This is a genomic window from Klebsiella sp. LTGPAF-6F (assembly GCF_001753185.1).
Classification (GTDB): Bacteria; Pseudomonadota; Gammaproteobacteria; order Enterobacterales; family Enterobacteriaceae; genus Klebsiella; species Klebsiella michiganensis.
The window spans coordinates 5,898,561-5,911,985 of the sequence record NZ_CP017450.1; the positions used below are offsets into that span (position 1 = coordinate 5,898,561).

At 56.5% G+C, this 13,425-nt stretch carries 10 protein-coding genes, 1 tRNA gene and 1 other RNA gene; 5 read left to right on the forward strand and 7 right to left on the reverse strand.

What is annotated here, in order from left to right; all coding sequences use genetic code 11:
• Positions 1-107: 107 nt before the first annotated feature.
• From dppA to BJF97_RS27680, 6 genes are all read right to left on the reverse strand, one after another.
• The gene (gene dppA, locus BJF97_RS27655; protein WP_032694177.1) at positions 108-1,715 is read right to left on the reverse strand and encodes a dipeptide ABC transporter periplasmic-binding protein DppA; all 1,608 of its coding nucleotides are present in this window, start codon (positions 1,713-1,715) and stop codon (positions 108-110) included.
• 1,001 nt (positions 1,716-2,716) lie between these two features.
• Positions 2,717-2,848, reverse strand: a non-coding RNA gene (locus BJF97_RS27660) — RtT sRNA.
• Between the two features lie 34 nt (positions 2,849-2,882).
• Positions 2,883-2,959, reverse strand: a tRNA-Pro gene (locus tag BJF97_RS27665).
• Positions 2,960-3,048: 89 nt separating this feature from the next.
• Positions 3,049-4,737 carry a kdo(2)-lipid A phosphoethanolamine 7''-transferase gene (gene eptB / locus BJF97_RS27670; protein WP_014227190.1) on the reverse strand — a complete coding sequence of 563 codons (1,689 nt, stop codon included), beginning with the start codon at positions 4,735-4,737 and terminating at the stop codon, positions 3,049-3,051.
• A 241-nt stretch (positions 4,738-4,978) separates the two neighbouring features.
• The gene (locus BJF97_RS27675) at positions 4,979-6,181 is read right to left on the reverse strand and encodes an L-lactate MFS transporter (RefSeq protein ID WP_014227191.1); all 1,203 of its coding nucleotides are present in this window, start codon (positions 6,179-6,181) and stop codon (positions 4,979-4,981) included.
• Between the two features lie 342 nt (positions 6,182-6,523).
• Entirely contained in the window at positions 6,524-7,168 is a 645-nt protein-coding gene (locus tag BJF97_RS27680) for a hypothetical protein (protein ID WP_032692951.1), read from the reverse strand.
• Positions 7,169-7,328: 160 nt separating this feature from the next.
• Here BJF97_RS27680 and tag point away from each other — a divergent pair, with 160 nt between their 5' ends.
• Together tag and BJF97_RS27690 are read left to right on the forward strand one after the other, a co-directional pair.
• A complete protein-coding gene (gene tag / locus BJF97_RS27685) occupies positions 7,329-7,898 on the forward strand; it encodes a DNA-3-methyladenine glycosylase I (RefSeq protein WP_032692952.1) in 570 nt (189 codons plus the stop codon).
• Complete coding sequence (locus BJF97_RS27690) at positions 7,888-8,334, forward strand: N-acetyltransferase (RefSeq protein ID WP_004137819.1); 447 nt, start codon at positions 7,888-7,890, stop codon at positions 8,332-8,334. The genes tag and BJF97_RS27690 overlap by 11 nt, the downstream gene beginning before the upstream one ends.
• Here BJF97_RS27690 and BJF97_RS27695 read toward each other — a convergent pair.
• Positions 8,297-10,627 (reverse strand): molybdopterin guanine dinucleotide-containing S/N-oxide reductase, encoded by a 2,331-nt coding sequence (locus BJF97_RS27695; RefSeq protein WP_032692953.1) that lies wholly within the window; start codon positions 10,625-10,627, stop codon positions 8,297-8,299. The two genes, BJF97_RS27690 and BJF97_RS27695, sit on opposite strands and share 38 nt — an antisense overlap.
• Positions 10,628-10,794: 167 nt before the next feature.
• Between BJF97_RS27695 and BJF97_RS27700 the strand changes: the two genes are divergently transcribed.
• The 3 genes from BJF97_RS27700 to BJF97_RS27710 all read left to right on the forward strand — a co-directional run bounded on the left by BJF97_RS27700 (position 10,795) and on the right by BJF97_RS27710 (position 13,425).
• Entirely contained in the window at positions 10,795-11,457 is a 663-nt protein-coding gene (locus BJF97_RS27700; protein ID WP_004855336.1) for an OmpA family lipoprotein, read from the forward strand.
• A 93-nt stretch (positions 11,458-11,550) separates the two neighbouring features.
• Positions 11,551-12,567 carry a LacI family DNA-binding transcriptional regulator gene (locus BJF97_RS27705; protein WP_004855337.1) on the forward strand — a complete coding sequence of 339 codons (1,017 nt, stop codon included), beginning with the start codon at positions 11,551-11,553 and terminating at the stop codon, positions 12,565-12,567.
• A gap of 108 nt (positions 12,568-12,675) precedes the next feature.
• Complete coding sequence (locus BJF97_RS27710; RefSeq protein ID WP_004855342.1) at positions 12,676-13,425, forward strand: sugar phosphate isomerase/epimerase family protein; 750 nt, start codon at positions 12,676-12,678, stop codon at positions 13,423-13,425.

Consider the following 13,425-nt stretch of genomic DNA (forward strand, 5'->3'; position numbering starts at 1 on the left):
AACCCGGATTCTCTCTGGAGACGGCCCGCCTGGTGACAGGACGTCTGTATTGCTCACAAATGTCAATTCCCTCTCCCCAAGGCGGGGAGAGGGGAAACACGCTGTTATTATTCGATAGAGACGTTATCGAAGTGGTGTTTACCTAATGGATCGACCACGTAGCCTTTGACCTCTTTACGCACCGGCTCATAGACGGTGGAGTGGGCGACGATCAGCGCCGGAGCCTGATCGTGCATCACAACCTGAGCCTGCTTATACAGCTCAATGCGTTTGTTGTGGTCATCGGTGGCGCGAGCCGGCTGAATCAGGTCTTCAAACGGCTTGTAGCACCAGCGGGAGTAGTTAGAACCGTCTTTTGCCGCCGCGCAGCTGAACAGGGTGGCGAAGAAGTTATCCGGATCCCCGTTGTCGCCGGTCCAGCCCATCATGACGGTCTGATGCTCGCCCGCTTTCGCGCGCTTGAGGTATTCACCCCACTCGTAGGTCACGATCTTGGCCTGGACGCCGACTTTCGCCCAGTCGGCCTGAATCATCTCAGCCATACGGCGCGCGTTCGGGTTATACGGACGCTGTACCGGCATCGCCCACAGGTCGATGGTGAAGCCTTTTTCCAGGCCTGCTTCTTTCAGCAGCGCTTTCGCTTTCTCTGGATCGTAGGTGTAGTCTTTAACGTCGTCGTTATAGCCCCACATGGTCGGCGGGATCAGGTTCTTCGCGGCCTGGCCTGCGCCCTGGTAAACGGCTTTGATAATCGCTTCTTTGTTTACCGCGTAGGTCAGCGCCTGGCGAACTTTGACATCATCCAGCGGCTTCTTCTCGGTGTTGAAAGAGAGGTAGCCGACGTTCAGGCCCGGCTGTTCCAGCAGCGTGATGTTTTTGTCTTCCTTCATGCGCGCGATATCTGCCGGGTTCGGGTACGGCATAATCTGGCATTCGTTTTTCTGCAGCTTAGCGTAGCGCACGGAAGCATCAGGGGTAATGGAGAAGACCAGGCGATCGATTTTCGGCTTGATGCCCCAGTAGCCCGGGAAGGCTTTATAGAGAATGCGGGAGTCTTTCTGGTACTGCAGCAGCTGGAACGGGCCGGTACCGATTGGGTTGAGGTCCACTTTCTCCGGCGTACCGGCTTTCAGCATGTTGTCGGCATACTCTTTTGACAGAATAGAGGCGAAGTCCATGGCGAGATCGGCAAGGAACGGCGATTCCGGACGGGTCAGCACGAACTGGACGGTGTTATCGTCCACTTTCTTCACTTCGCTAATCAGGTCAGGTAATCCCATCCCTTCAAAGTATTCATAGCTGCCGCCAGACACTTTATGGTACGGGTTATTGGTATTTTTTTGTCTGTCGAAGGAGAAGACAACGTCATCGGCGTTCAGCGTGCGGGTCGGTTTAAAATCTTTATTATCCTGCCACTTCACGTCTTTACGCAGATGGAAGGTATAGGTTTTCCCGTCTTCGCTAACTTCCCATTTTTCAGCCAGGCCCGGAATGACTTCCGTGGTGCCGGTTTTAAATTCCACCAGGCGGTTATAAATCGGCACTGAGCTGGCGTCATAGGTGGTACCAGAGGTGAAGAGCTGCGGGTTAAAGCCTTCCGGCGAACCTTCTGAACAATAAACCAGGGTCTTCGCTTGTACGCTTGCTGCGACGGTCATGGCAACCAGGCTCAGACCAAGCTTCAGCATCCCTGATTTCTTCAAGGAAATACTCATTATTCTGCTCCAAATGTGATGTTGTTTGCATATATCCGCCAGACCTTTATTTATTTTTATTCGTCATATTGCGAACTACGGATGCGTTGGCTGCGCTCGATAACCCCGGTCACATATGCTCCCGGAGATTCTCACGCTTGCCGCCTTCCCGCAGCTCGAACTATTTAGAATATACCCGGTCCGGTCGGTGGTGCCCGAAAGCGTTGAGAGAGATGGGGATTCCTTTCACAAAAACGACTGAGTTGCAGTACGGATTCTCCATGAAATGCCCCTCATGCCCTACAATCTGTCAACAGAATGGGGAAACGTCAATACAGCCAACCTGGTTTTACATCCGGTGTGAGAATTGGCGGGCAAAGATTAAAAAAAGTGCAAAGCGCTATTTCCAGCAGAGAAATTTATGCTAGCGGCCAATAGACAGAATAAACGCCTTAATATTTTCCAGCAGCCAGTGATAAGCAATTATGGTAAATGGTAAAAATTTCTTGCGATGTGACCAATATGTGAGCGATAAATAGCGTGAACGTTAAAACGCACAGCGGAAAATGCTGAAGTTATCCATAAGCTTCGCGAAAAAAGATCGGAGTATATATAAAAAAATACAATGGAAGATGTCACAAAATAGGGAATTGGCGCCAGGAAATGAGGGTGGAGGCGTTTTCTTACACTCTTAGCAAGCAGCGTATTTTCCCGGAGGCGATGCTGGCGCATCTGTCCGGGCTACCGGCCCGCAGACAACGCTGAACCCGTAGCCCGGGCAAGGCGCTTTGCGCCGCCCCCGGGAGCGGTGTGCGGTGCGGCTGAATTTCCCGGAGGCGATGCTGCGCATCTGTCCGGGCTACCGGCCCGCAGACAACGCTGAACCCGTAGCCCGGGCAAGGCGCTTTGCGCCGCCCCCGGGAGCGGTGTGCAGTACGGCTGGATTTCCCGGAAACGATGCTGCATATCAGTAAGGACGACAAAAACAAAAAAGCCTGCTCGTTGAGCAGGCTTTTCGAATTTGGTCGGTGATAGAGGATAACTCGCCACTACGTGGCTCGCCCTGCGGGCCGTTGCTGACGCAACGTTCTCTCGCTCCGCTCGAGTCGAACCTCTACCCCCGGAGGTTCTCATCCTCACAAACCTCAGATGCAAAAAAGCCTGCTCGTTGAGCAGGCTTTTCGAATTTGGTCGGTGATAGAGGATTCGAACCTCCGACCCCTTCGTCCCGAACGAAGTGCGCTACCAGGCTGCGCCAATCACCGAATGCGGGCGCATCTTACTGCTGCGATACACACCCGTCAATGCCTTATTATGAAAAAGTCGCTCAAGCGGCGAGAAACTCGCCACTCTGCTACTCCTTCTTCGCCGCAGCGTCAGGAACGTGGCACCAGTTGTTATATTGGTTAATCCCGCCGTCCGGCGAAGTATAGCCAAGGCAGCCCATAATAGTGTCATACAGCTCTACGTGACGACGCGGCACCTTCATGGCCGCCTGCTGCTTCAGGTGCGCAAAAGAAGCTGCGTGGTCGGGCGACGCCAGATACTTATCCGACATCCACACCAGCATCGGCACGCGGAACTGCTCCGGCGGCGCCATCTTGCGCGGCGTACCGTGCAGGTGTTCGCGCTCGTTGATGGACTCGCCGTGGTCGGCCGCATAGAAAACAATCGCCTTCTTGTCCCGCAGCTGATCCAGCACGCTGACGATAAAGTGATCGACGTAGGTCACGCTGTTATCGTACGAGTTAATCAGCTCAGCCTTCGAGCATTTATTATCGACGCCGACGCACTCCGGCTTCCACTGCGCAAAGCTGCGCGGATAGCGCTGGGTATAGTTAAAGTGCGATCCTTTGGTATGCAGAATAATCAGGTGTTTACCATTGGGATTCTTCGCCAGACCGCGCTTCATCTCATCCACCAGCAGCATATCGTCTACGCTCTTGCCGCGGTTACTCGGCTCAGCGCCAATCTGCTCGCGATAGGCGATATTGTTCGCCATCGTGTTGCTGTAGAACCACATCTCGCTCTGCATGGCGTACAGGTTGCCGCTAAAGCCGAGCTGGTGCAGGACGGCAAAGACGTTCTGTTCTTTCAGCGTCCGCTGCGGGTTATCATCCGCCCCGCCCTGACGAACGAACATACAGCGCAGCGACAGCTTAGTAGCGGTATCGCAGGAGTATCCGCGGAAAGCGACCAGGTTTTTCTCCTGCGCCAGCTTAGGCGTGGTATTGCGGCTATAGCCCAGGATGCCCATATGGTCCCAGCGGGTGGTTTCGCCGATGATAAACACCACGTAAGTATCATCCAGCCCTTGCGGCTCAACGTAGGTGAATTTTTTCGCCGGATTGATCAGGGATTTATTATCGGAAGACTCGTCCACCTGCGCCCACGCGTAAAGCCCCAACGCTGATAGCCAGTTAGACGGCAGATAGGAGTTAGCCACCACCCCGCCATAGCTTGGCAGATCGACTTCGGAACTGCGCTCAAAGTTCTTCTGACGAACCTCCAGCAAGCGAATAGGCCCCCAGACCATCAGGCCAGCCAGCAGCACGATAGTAATATTCTTCATCCGCTGGCCGGGCGTACGAATTTGACGCAGCAGGGTGAAGCGACAGCGGTTGCTCCAGATAAGCACCAGCGGCAGCGCGCTCATCAGCACCAGCCAGAGAATCAGGTGCCAGCCGATAACCTCTCTGGACAAGTCGATGTCAGTGGTCATCACCGAGGCAATAATCCCGTAGCCGATCACCACGTTCAGGAAGGTCATGTAATAGCTGGCGGCGGCGGAGAAGAGTACGACGATGGTCGCGAGAATACGCCAGACCCGGCGGCCAAACAGCGACAAAATACGCAGCAGAAAGAAGGTGACCAGAAAGGTCCCTATCAGCTCAACTGCACCTGAGAGTCCTTTCCAGATGGTAAACTCCTGAGCGTACCCCTCGAAGCGGCGGAAGAATACGGCAGCGTTCATAAACCAGCCGATGTACAGCGCCAGCCAGATACTGAGCTTCAGCTGCGTCATCGTTTTAATGTATTTCATGCAAAAAACCTGGAAAACGAAGAGATAAAACCGCCCGACTTAAGCGATATAAGTAAGCAGGTTAATAAAGTGCGTTTAGCTTGGTTATAAGAAACCTCTACAAAGCGCGATAAGTAGACCACAGCGGAAGGAAAAAGTATCAGGAGGGAATGTGATCCAACCAAACATTTACAAAACATTTGGTTGGATTGGCACTATTAGCTTAGGTAATTAATCATCGGGGCCGGGATAACACCCGGTTTCAGGCGTGAGCCTGGTGGTAAATTTCACTTTTCGGCTGACGAATCGTTGTCGAAAGCGCCAGAGAGAGAATCAGCAGCGCAAAGATGACGCAGAAGGTCACGTAGAAACCGCCGAACAGGGAAGCAATCAGCGAACCGCAGATGCTGCCGATACCAAAGCCGAGATAAATCACGCCGTAGTTTTTCGCCAGGTTATTGAGGCCAAAGAACTCGCTGACCAGCGACGGGAAGACGGTAATCGTACCGCCGAAGTTAAAGGCCACGCAGGCGATAGCGGCGAAGAACGTCATGGCGTTCAGCGGAGCGAACAGCAGCGCCGCCATACCGATAAGCGAGACAACCTGTCCGATGGTAATCACCCGGATGCGGGACATTTTATCGGACAGAATGCCCAGAACCAGGCGCCCGCTCAGGTTAGCGATAGAGATCACCGTCACCGCGTTGGCGGCCGTCGCAACATCGAGATGCACCATCCCCTGGGCGATATCTTTCGCCACGCCAATCACGTACAGGCCGCTCATGCAGGCGGTCAGGAACATCACCGCCAGCATCCAGTACTGAGGTTTACGCATCGATTCGGCGAGGGTGAAGTCATTTTCGACGACGCCGTTGTTGGCGGTAGCGGTGTGGTTCGGCGCGTCTGTCATCAGCGTCGCGCCAAAAACGATCATCACCAGCACGATAGCGCCCCAGATAATAAAGGTTTTTTCCAGGCCGACCGTCGCCAGCAGATGGGAGTCAATAAATTTAAAACCCAGGCTGCCAAGCCCGTAAGCACCGATGGAAAAAGCCGAAATCAGTCCCTTACGTTCCGGGAACCATTTGACGCAGTTCGACAGCGTCAGCAAATAGCCAGCACCGTCGGCCAGCCCAACCAGCAGACCCGCGCTCAGCCACAGCATCATCAGGCTGTTTGAATGCGCGGTAAGGAAAAATCCGAGGCCCAGCAGGACGCCGGAAGCCATGGTGACGCGTTTAACGCCGAAACGTTCCTGTAATTTACCTGCCACGGATGAAGAGAGCGCCAGGCCGAGGCTTAACAGGCCGAATGAAAACGCCACCTGGCTTACCGGTTCGTCCAGCTTGGCGGAAAGCGAACTATTGAACAAACTCCATGTATAAACCGATCCCAGCGCAAATTGCGTAATGATAGTGCCGAGCAGCGTAAGCCAGCGGGTGTATTGACGGTTTGCAGCGTTCATAGCAGTTGTCCTGAATAATTAACTGCCGCCACCATAACGAAGTCCCCTGTAAGTCTGGGGAAAAAAGGCATGAGCTGCCGCTACCGCGGAATGAAATGCATTAAAGGCGGAATGAATGACATTGCAAAACATTCACGCCTTAACGATTTATCGGAAAGTTAGTGCCCGCTACCGCTGGAAGATGCGTCATTACTGTAATGATAAAGTAAATTAAACGTATCAACTATGCTACATATTTAGCCTGAATAACTCGAGTGGCAAATGGCGGCATGCCGCAGCCCCATCCGGGTGAGGCTCAGGGATGAGCCGAATCACAAGCGCCGCCAGCGTATCCGCAATAAATTAAAAATTGGCGCTCACGCCCATTAAATAGAGATAGTTTGCCCCGGTGGGTAAATTGTCCGCCTGGGATAGCGCCGCCCAGGCGGCAAGATGAGAGTTGAGCGACATATCTGCGCCCAGCGTCACGTCACGCCAGGCACCGTCCTGCGCGCGGTTCGCCCCGCCGAAATCCGTCGTCAACTCCTGGTTATAGCTCACCTGAGCCCACGGATGTACGCCCCATAGCTTCTGATAATCGACCCGCCAGCCCAGCGTATTCACGTAGCCGGTTCCGGCCGCATTGCGGGTAAGCGGCGGCGACGTCAGATCGGAATGTAAACTGGCGACCGGGCCGGACGTCATCCCCTCGGTCAGAGAGAAATTCCAGCCGACGCTCATACCGCGTGCGCTATCCACCGGAGAGACCGCCTGATTAAACGCCAGTCCGGAAGGATCGTCGGACGCATTTATCCGCTCCGCGAGAATATCTTCATAGCGCGGTTGGTGATCGCTGTCCCATGTATAGCGTTCCGCAGTATTACTTTTTGTATCGATAGCGATATATTCCTGTTGCCAGGCATTCGCCCCGGCAACACACAACGCCCAGACGGATACGCACGCCGGGACCAGGAATACCCGGAGGCCATTGCATTTCTTTATTATCATTAATGCGACTCCAAAAAGAGCCGAAACGGCAAGGTTGCTGTGTTTTTTTTATGGGTGTCCTATCCCTGCTTGGGGAATAATAACCCTGTATTAACTATTATCTTTATCTTTCAGCCGTCAAGTTGAACGACTGAGTTTTTATCACAAAAGGGAGAGACAGATGCAACGTTGCGGATGGGTCAGTCAGGATCCTTTATACATTGAGTACCACGATAAGGAGTGGGGCGTTGCTGAAAAGAATCCCCGCAAGCTGTTTGAGATGATTTGTCTCGAAGGCCAGCAGGCCGGACTGTCGTGGATCACCGTGCTGAAAAAGCGTGAAAACTACCGCCGCGCTTTTCACCAGTTTGATCCGGTTCGCGTCGCGGCAATGGACGAAGAAGACATTCAACGTCTGGTTCTCGACGCCGGTATTATTCGCCATCGCGGTAAAATTCAGGCCATCATCGGCAACGCCCGCGCCTTCCTGGCGATGGAAAAAAATGGCGAACCTTTCGCAGATTTCGTCTGGTCATTCGTCGATAATCACCCCCAGGTGACGGCCGCCGCCACGCTGGCGGAGATCCCGACAACCACCCCGGCTTCTGACGCATTGTCGAAAGCGCTGAAAAAACGGGGCTTTAAGTTTGTCGGCTCCACTATCTGCTACTCCTTTATGCAGGCCTGCGGTCTGGTCAACGACCACGTCATCGACTGTTTCTGTCGCTCAGGAGGCCAGGATGATTCGTAACTGGGACGCTAACGAAACCGGCCCGCTGCTCGAGCTGTGGCTTGAGAGTACGATCCACGCGCATCCGTTTATCGCCGAAAGCTACTGGCATGACAGCCTGGCGATAGTGCGCGACGTTTACTTGCCCTCCGCGCAAACCTGGGTATGGGAGCAGGACGGCGTGCTGAAGGGTTTTATCAGCGTGATGGAGTCACGCTTCATCGGCGCGCTGTTCGTCGCGCCGGATGCCGCCAGGCAGGGCATCGGCAGCGCGCTGATCGGCGAAGTCAAAAAACACTACGGTTGGCTAACCCTTGAGGTATACCAGAAAAACGTTCAGGCGGTGAATTTCTACCATGCGCAGGGCTTCCGCATTGAAGACTGCGCATGGCAGGATGAAACCCAGCATCCGACCTGGATTATGCATTGGTCGGCGGATCAAATGCCGTCAGCGTAAGCTCGGGCCCGGTATACTTTTCCAGCCAGGCCAGCGCCGTATTTCCGGCGCAGCCGTTACCCAGCCGCGATGTCGGAATATCTTTGGTCAGCACGTTCACCGCACCGTTTTTGCAAATTCCCGCCTGAGGGTCGAGATCGGGCCATGCTCCTTCGTGCAAGCAGATAACCCCGGGACGAATGCCGTCGGTCACTACCGCGCCGGCCAGCACCTGGCCGCGTGAATTCCATACCCGCACCAGATCGCCATCGGCGATATTGCGCGCCTGCGCATCGCGCGGATGAAGGGTTAACGGTTCACGACCCGCCACCGCGTACTGTTCGCGCAGCGGCGTATGGTTGAGCTGGCTGTGGAGGCGGTGCGCCGGATGCGCTGACAGCACCTGGAGCTGGCCTTCCTGCGCATTGCCGTGCCATTCATCCGGCTCCAGCCACATCGGGTGCGGCGGGCAATCCGGATAAGCAAACCCGGCGATGGTCGGCGAGTGTATCTCAATTTTACCGCTGGCGGTTTTCAGCGGATTCGCCTGCGGATCGGCCCTGAAGGCGGCAAAGCGGGCGAAGCGCGCGTTTTCGGGGTTCTCCGGCATTTCAATCAGCTGATTATCCTGCCAGAACCGGGCGAACGGCGGCAGCGTAACCTGCTGCGCCGCCCCGCGCTGGGCGGCAATCTGGTAAAACGTCTCCAGCCACTGCAGATCGTTTTTACCCTCGGTGAAGCGCTCCCGCCCGCCCGCTTCCCAGCGCTCGCTGAGGTCGGCGAAGACCTCGAAATCATCGCGCGCTTCATCGCGCGGCGCGACCACCCGCTTCATCGGCACCAGATGCTGGTTGCTGTAGTCGCCGGTCATGGTCATATCGTTGCGTTCAAATGAGGTCGTCGCGGGCAGCACGATATCGGCATGGCGCGCCGCGGCGGTCCAGAAGCATTCGGAAATGACGATAAGCTCCGGTTTTTGCCAGGCGCGGATCAGCCGGTTGGTATCCTGATGGTGGGTAAAGTTGGCGCCGCCCGCCCACCAGATAAAGCGGATATCCGGGAAGCGGCGTTCCATACCGTTATGTTGATAAGACGCTCCGGGGTTTTCCAGCGCTTCAACGATACGCGCGACCGGGATTTTTTCCACTGCATCGGTCCCGCCCGCCACGCTGCCCTGCATTGAGGCCAGCACCGCCGCGCGGCGCGTAGGGTTGCCGCCGTTGGCAAAGTGATAGGAAAGGCCAAAGCCCCCGCCCTGGGTGCCTATCTGGCCGAGCATGGCGGCAAGGGTCACCAGCATCCAGTGTTTTTGTTCGCCAAACTGCTGGCGCTGCATTCCCCAGCCGGACATCAACATGGTGGTGTTTTCGTGGAAAAGTTGTGCCAGTTCGCGAATTTTCTCCGCGCTAATGCCGCAGATCGCCGCCGCCCATTCCGCCGTTTTTGCCGTTCCGTCGCTCTCCCCGGTCAGATAGCGGGCGAAAACGTCATAGCCGCTGGTGCAGTGGGCCAAAAACGCGTCATCCTGCCAGCCGTTTTCCACCAGCGTATGGGCGATACCGAGCATCAGCGCCACGTCGGTGCCCATATGCGGGGCGATCCACTCCGCCGCGTCGCCAAAGAATTCCGCCGTTTCCGATCGCATGGGATCGATGCAGATCACCCGCTTCCCGCTCTGACGCAGACGATCGAACCACGGGATGCCCTGCTCATCGGAAGCGTTCCAGGCAATTTTTAGCGTATTTAATGGGTTAGCGCTCCACAGCACCACGACATCGCTATGTTCCAACACCATTGGCCAGCTGGTCTGCTGCTGATAAACCTCATTACCGCCAACCACGTACGGCATGATCGCCTGGGCCGCGCCGGTGGAATAATCGCCCAGATGCCCGGTATAGCCGCCCGCCAGGCTCATATAGCGCTGGAGCAGCGTCGCCGCTTTGTGCAGCACGCCATTTGAGCGCCAGCCGTAGGAGCCCGCAAAAATCGACGCCGGGCCGTAGCTTTCGCGAATGCGCCGGTGCTGGGCGTGAATCAGATCCAGCGCCTGCTCCCAGCTCACCCGCACAAACTCATCCTGCCCGCGCACGCCTTGTGGGCTTTCTGGCGAGGCGAGAAATCCCTTACGCACCATCGGATAACGTACGCGGGTTTTGCTATGCACCTGATCGCGCACTGCGGTTTGCAGCGAGTTGGGGAAAGGGGTATCAAGCGCCCCGCGCGAAGAGATGACGTTCTCGCCATCGGTTTCGACCAGCATTGGCCCCCAATGGGCTGCGGTCAGGATAGTTTTGGTAGCAGATGAGGTTGGCAATGCGGGCTCCTGGTCAGCGATAGCAGGTGTGGTGACGGCACGTTATTCAGCCGTTCAATGTTATTTACAAATTGAGATGCTCTCTGCGGAATTTTCTCCGGTTTCGGGCGTCATAATCAACCGTCACGGTCGCTGTGGCAAAGAATAAAAAGGATTAAGGAAATAAGATGAAAAAACGCGTACTCATGATTGCGGCTGTCGTTAGCGGCGCACTGGCCATTTCTGGCTGTACCACCAATCCCTATACCGGGGAGCGCGAAGCGGGTAAATCCGGGATCGGCGCGGGCATTGGTTCGTTAGTCGGCGCAGGCGTTGGGGCGCTCTCCTCTTCCAAACATGACCGCGGCAAAGGCGCGCTGATCGGCGCAGCGGCCGGCGCGGCGCTGGGCGGCGGTATCGGTTACTATATGGACGTGCAGGAAGCGAAGCTGCGCGAGAAAATGCAGGGAACCGGCGTAAGCGTGACGCGAAACGGCGACAATATCGTGCTGAACATGCCGAACAATGTGACTTTCGACAGCAGCAGCGCCAACCTGAAACCCGCGGGCGCCAATACCCTCACCGGCGTGGCGATGGTGCTGAAAGAGTATGAGAAAACCGCCGTTAACGTAGTGGGTTATACCGACAGCACCGGCAGCCAGGATCTGAACATGCGCCTCTCTCAGCAGCGCGCGGAGAGCGTCGCCAGCGCGCTTATTACCCAGGGCGTGGCGGCTAATCGCATCCGCACAACCGGTATGGGCCCGGCAAACCCGATCGCCAGCAACAGCACGGCGGAAGGCAAAGCGCAGAACCGCCGCGTTGAAATTACCCTCAGCCCGCTGCAGTAATGCCCTCTTTGCCCGGCGACTCGCCGGGCAAAATGCTTGATATAGCGAATTTTCGCGCTAAGGTGTGTGCAGATTTCAGCAAAGGAAGCCACCATGGCGAAAGCGGCGCGAGCAACCATTAGCGATGTGGCGAAAGCCGCAAAGACCGGCAAAACCAGCATTTCACGCTATCTGAACGGCGAGAAGCATCTGCTTTCCGACGATCTGCTGGGGCGCATTGAAAAAGCCATTGCCGAGCTCGACTATCGTCCCAGCCTGATGGCCCGCGGCCTGAAGCATGGCCGCACCCGGCTGATCGGCCTGATCATCGCCGATATCACCAACCCCTACTCCGTCAACGTGCTCAGCGGCATTGAAGCCGCCTGTCGCGAAAAAGGATTTACCCTGCTGGTATGTAATACCAACAATGAGCTGGACCAGGAGCTGCACTATCTCGACCTGCTGCGCAGCTATCAGGTGGAGGGGATCGTGGTCAACGCGGTCGGGATGCGCGAGGACGGCCTCAACCGCCTGCAGCAGTCGGCGCTGCCGATGGTGCTTATCGACCGCAAAATTCCGGAATTCGCCTGCGATGTCGTCGGCCTCGATAATACCCAGGCCGCCACCACCGCCACCGAACACCTGGTGGAAAAGGGCTTCGAAGCCCTGCTGTTCCTTAGCGAACCCCTCGGCTCGGTCAATACCCGCCGCGAGCGCCTGAGCGCGTTTCGCCAGACCCTCCTGCGCCATACCGGTATTGTCGCGGAAAACGCCGAAGTACCGTTGAACGATGGCGCGATGCTGGATAACGTCCTGCGTCACTTCCACTCCCACCATCGCGGCATGCGCAAGGCGGTGATTTCCGCCAACGGCGCGCTGACCCTGCAAGTGGCACGCTCCCTTAAACGCGTTGGCCTGATTTGGGGCAGCGATATCGGCCTGCTGGGCTTCGATGAACTGGAGTGGGCCGAGCTGGCGGGCGTGGGGATCACCACGCTCAAACAGCCGACCTGGCAGATTGGCTTCGCCGCCGTCGAGCAGGTGGTGCGTCGGATTGAAGGCAGCAACGACCCGGTCTGCGAACGGGTGTTTTCCGGCGAGCTGATCGTCAGAGGCTCCACCTCCCGCTAACGATCCTTCGTGATGGCGATCATAAATTAGACATCCTGGCCTTTGCTTTGGAACCGATACCATCTAGCGTAATAAACAACGCATCAGATTATCGTCGGGAGTATTGGGATGGCCAGAAAGATTATTGTCGTTACCGCCGCGTACGGGAATGACCATGTTAAAGCGCTGGGCGGGCAGTCCGCCGTCCTGCCGTTTATCGCCGGCTCCGGCGCCGACGGCGTAGAGATCCGCCGGGAACTGTTCAGCGCGGATGAGCTGAACCGCCTGCCGGAACTGGCCGCCGATATTGAGCGCCGCGGCCTGCTGGTTTGCTATTCCGCGCCGGAAGCCCTGTTTACCGCAGACGGCTCGCTCAACCCGCGCCTCGCCGACTTTTTGCAGGAAGCGCAAACCCTTAACGCATTGTGGCTGAAGCTCTCGCTGGGCCGCTTTACCCACCAAAACGATCTGGACACCCTGCGCGATATCCTGCGCGAGAGCGGCATGGCGCTGGTGGTGGAAAACGATCAAACCGACTGCGGCCAGCTGGCGCCGATGCAGCGCTTCAAGGCCGCCTGTCGGGTTAACCAGCTGCCGATCACCCTCACCTTTGATATGGGCAACTGGCTGTGGGTTGGCGACTCGCCGGAAGAGGCCGCGCGCCACCTGGCGCCTGCCGTCAGCTATATTCATGTAAAGGCGGCTGAGCCGCACCATTCGCAGTTTCGCGCCGTACCGCCGGATGAAGCGTCCGGGCGCTGGCTGGCGCTGCTCGACAATCTGCCCGCAGACGCCCCGCGCGGGATCGAATTTCCGCTGACTGGCCATGACCTGACGGCCGTGACCCGCCGCTACGTCAACCTGTTACGCGAGGATTAA

Bases quoted from the DNA above. Each gene is read 5' to 3' on its own strand.
- dppA (WP_032694177.1), bottom strand. From the start codon at position 1,715: ATGAGTATTTCCTTGAAGAAATCAGGGATGCTGAAGCTTGGTCTGAGC.
- eptB (WP_014227190.1), bottom strand. From the start codon at position 4,737: ATGAAATACATTAAAACGATGACGCAGCTGAAGCTCAGTATCTGGCTG.
- BJF97_RS27675 (WP_014227191.1), bottom strand. From the start codon at position 6,181: ATGAACGCTGCAAACCGTCAATACACCCGCTGGCTTACGCTGCTCGGC.
- BJF97_RS27680 (WP_032692951.1), bottom strand. From the start codon at position 7,168: ATGATAATAAAGAAATGCAATGGCCTCCGGGTATTCCTGGTCCCGGCG.
- tag (WP_032692952.1), top strand. From the start codon at position 7,329: ATGCAACGTTGCGGATGGGTCAGTCAGGATCCTTTATACATTGAGTAC.
- BJF97_RS27690 (WP_004137819.1), top strand. From the start codon at position 7,888: ATGATTCGTAACTGGGACGCTAACGAAACCGGCCCGCTGCTCGAGCTG.
- BJF97_RS27700 (WP_004855336.1), top strand. From the start codon at position 10,795: ATGAAAAAACGCGTACTCATGATTGCGGCTGTCGTTAGCGGCGCACTG.
- BJF97_RS27705 (WP_004855337.1), top strand. From the start codon at position 11,551: ATGGCGAAAGCGGCGCGAGCAACCATTAGCGATGTGGCGAAAGCCGCA.
- BJF97_RS27710 (WP_004855342.1), top strand. From the start codon at position 12,676: ATGGCCAGAAAGATTATTGTCGTTACCGCCGCGTACGGGAATGACCAT.